This is a genomic window from Methylosinus sp. R-45379, assembly GCF_001644125.1.
Taxonomy (GTDB): Bacteria; Pseudomonadota; Alphaproteobacteria; order Rhizobiales; family Beijerinckiaceae; genus Methylosinus.
Genome location: NZ_LUUM01000107.1, coordinates 1 through 3444, shown reverse-complemented (window position 1 = coordinate 3444; position 3444 = coordinate 1). Strand labels below are relative to the sequence as shown.

Annotated in this window: 3 protein-coding genes; all 3 read left to right on the top strand. The window is 58.7% G+C overall.

Features of this window, described 5'->3' with window-relative positions; all coding sequences use genetic code 11:
* Positions 1 to 875, top strand: an 875-nt coding sequence (locus A1351_RS05070) for a LysR substrate-binding domain-containing protein (protein WP_083967150.1), incomplete at its 5' end; no start/stop codon positions are given.
* Between the two features lie 138 nt (positions 876 to 1013).
* A complete protein-coding gene (locus A1351_RS05065; protein ID WP_064032401.1) occupies positions 1014 to 1919 on the top strand; it encodes an alpha/beta fold hydrolase in 906 nt (301 codons plus the stop codon).
* A 107-nt stretch (positions 1920 to 2026) separates the two neighbouring features.
* A partial coding sequence (locus A1351_RS05060) for a TonB-dependent receptor (RefSeq protein WP_198162228.1) occupies positions 2027 to 3444 on the top strand: 1418 nt, incomplete at its 3' end.

The following is a 3444-nucleotide window of genomic DNA, read 5'->3' as shown; positions in this document are numbered from 1 at the left end:
GCGTCATACGCAATCAAATTCTCGAGAACGACCTTCTCCATGTGTTCGTGACGGTCGTCGACCAGGGCGGGTTTACTGCCGCCGCCCGGACGCTGCACAGAACCCAAGCGGCCGTCAGCCTCCAGATCAAGCGTCTCGAAGACGTTATCGGCGTCAGCCTGATCATGCGTCCCCAGAGGGGTTTTCGCCTCACTCCCGAAGGCGAGCTCATGCTCGATTACGCGCGGCGCATGTTGGCGCTCAACGCCGAGGCGCTTCGCACGCTCCGCGCCGAAGAAACCGATTGCACGGTTCGCCTCGGCTCGATCGACAATTACGTCGCGAATATTCTGCCGCCGCTCGTCGGCGCATTCTGTCGTTCGTATCCGCGCGTCAATGTCGAGCTCTATGGCGGTATGCCGAGTTCCATGCTCACGCGCATTGGCGCCCATTTCGATATCGTGATCGCCATGGAGCCGGCTGGCACGAGCCAGGGACAGGTGCTTCGTCGCGAGCAGGTCGTATGGACGACATCGTCCGAGCACAATCAACATGAGCGATCACCTTTGCCGCTGGCGGTTGCTCCTCCTGGAAGCATGTTTCGTCATTGGACGATCGCCGCCCTCCAACAAAGGGGCGTTCCATGGCGACTTGCTCATGTAAATTCGAATGTTTCCGGCATCGAAGCTGCTGTCCGACAAGGTTTGGGCGTAGGCGTGTTCAAAGCGAGCACGATCGAAGACCGACTGCGGCATCTGAACGAAGGAGACGGCTTCCCGCGGCTTCCCGATGTTGAAATAGCACTCTATTCAATTCGGTCGTCTCCGTCCTCGCCGACCATGCGACTGCGAGACTTTCTCATCGAAAGACTCGCCGATACATCCTGCTCCGAGTGATGACGACACGGCATTTGAACCCGCTGCGCTGGTTATTCGACGAATAAGCGAATTTCGTATTTCCAAACGGTATAAGATCGCATCAAATTCGTCACACGTGGACGCGGCGCCGCGGAGGGATATCCCGACAGGCGGAGAGTGGCGATCACGGGAATCCTCTATCATTTCGTGGCCATGATCAGCGCTTATCCGAGTCTTTGTCCTCGACCATTCGAATATGACAAATCGCATGTCGTGAGCTCGGACGGCGTGACTATCGCCGTGAGGCGGTGGGGGAATCGCCGAGGACCTCCGATCATCTTCGTCCATGGCTTCGCGCAGAGCGGTCTCGCCTTCATCCGCCAAGTACGGGACGTGCGCCTCGCGGAAAAATATCATCTGATAACCTACGATCTTCGCGGTCATGGGGCGTCGGACAAACCGCTCGATCGCGACGCCTACCACGACAATCGGCTCTGGGCGTATGATCTACGCGCCGTCGCCGCTTCGGTCGGCGCCGTGCGGCCAATTCTTGTCGCGTGGTCATTCGGCGGCCGCGTCGTATGGGACTATCTCAAAGAATATGGCGACGAGAGCCTCGCCGGCGCGCAATTGGTGGGATCGTCGTGGCGCCGAAGCAGCGAATGGACGAGCGCGGCTTCGGCCGCGAGCCTACCGCTGATGCTCGAAGACGATCTATCCACTAATATCGCCGGAACGATCGCCTTTCTTTCGAGCTGCTTCGCAACGCCGCCCTCGCCGGAGGAGTTCGCGCAGATGCTCGCCTATAATATGACGCAGCCGCCGTCCGTTCGAAGGCTGATCGTTGGACGACCACAGCAGCCCCACGACTTCATCGCCTCGCTCTCTTTGCCGCTCGCGTTCATCGTCGGCGAGAAAGATCGCCATTGTGACCCGCGCGCGTCACGCGCCTCCGCCGAACATATTCGCGGCGCGACCTTCCTCGAGCTGCCCGATGTCGGCCATTCGCCGTTCTACGAGGACGCGCCGGCGTTCAACGCGCAGCTGCTGAGCTTTGCGGAACGCGTCTTTCCGCACGGATGAAAGCATCCACCGTTTTTCGATATGCCACTCATAAGAAGAATCAGCGTTGCCTGAGCGTTTACGTAATCTGTAGCGTTGCTTTACGATGTTTGCGTCAGAAAGTGGGAATGATGAGAAAATCGCTTATCGCCGCTATTCCGCTTTGCCTCCCCTTCACTGCCACCAGCGTCGCGCAGACGCTTCCTTCCGAGGAGGCGCGCGTTCCAGATGTGGTGGTCGGCGCGCCAAAATCGACCGCCGACGTGTCCGAGCGTCAAGCGACCGCATTCCAAACGACGCCGCAGGCCGCGACCGTCATCACGAAGCAGCAGATCGACGCGTTGCAGATCAGCAATCTTCTGCAGGCGCAAAAGCTCGAGCCGAGCTTGCAGATCCGCTTCGCCGACGTTCGCTCATTGACTGTCAATATTCGCGGGTTCGGTTCGTCGACCTCCGTCGCCACCGACGGAATCTTCGGCGGCGTGCCAGTCTATGTCGACGGCATATTGCAACCTCGGCCGGGCCAAGCGATCTTCGATATTCCCGATCTCGTCGGCGTCGATGTTTTAAAAGGGCCGCAAGGAACGAGAGGCGGCATGGATTCAACGGGCGGCGCCGTTTATCTCAACACGGCGGCGCCGAGCTTCGAGACGCAGCGAAAGCTCGAAGTCACATATGGAAGCTACGACAACATTCAGGTTCGCGGATCGGCGACAGGCGCGATCGCCGACAGCGACACGTTGGCGTTCCGCGTATCATTCGTCAGCGCCGATCGCGATGGATACGTCTACAGCTATTACAGCGGCCAAAAATACAATGACTGGCATAACAAGAGCTTTCGCGCGCAGATCCTGTTCCAGCCGACGAACGACCTCAGCGTACGTTTGATCGCGGACTATTCACACGTCAATCAGGCGTGTTGCCCGAATGTGCTGAACGGCGTCGTCGCAAATTACGCCAATGGCGCGGCGGTTCCAAATAATCTATACGCCCGCCTGACGAGGATGAACTATGCGCCGACGTCGTTTTACAATATCGACAGCTACAAGGGCGATATCTCCGGCTATCTGCAGAACACGCAGCAGAGCTATGGAGCAGCGGCTGTAATCGATTACAAGCTCGGCGGCTACGAATTTTCTTCGCTGACCTCGTTCCGAGGGTGGAGCTTCGATCCGCTGAACCAAACGAGCAGCGCCCTCGCCCCGGTGCGGACGACCAACTCCAACAATCAAATCGCCGAGAGATCGCTACAGCAAGAATTCAAATTAACGACGCCCGCCAACGGCCCCGTCGAGGGAACTGCAGGCCTCTTCTATCTATTCGAACAGCTCTATGACTGGGGATATTCGAGCTATGGCCCGGCGGCGGGGGCGTGGTACGGCTCGGCGGCGAATCCGCAGGCTTTGAACGACGTCGCGCTCAACAACCTCGCCTCGAAGTCCTACGACAATCCACTCAGCCACGTCATCGCGCCTTATGCGCGGGCCGTCTGGCATGTGACGCCGGATCTCGATTTCGCTTTCGGTCTTCGATACTCTTATACGGC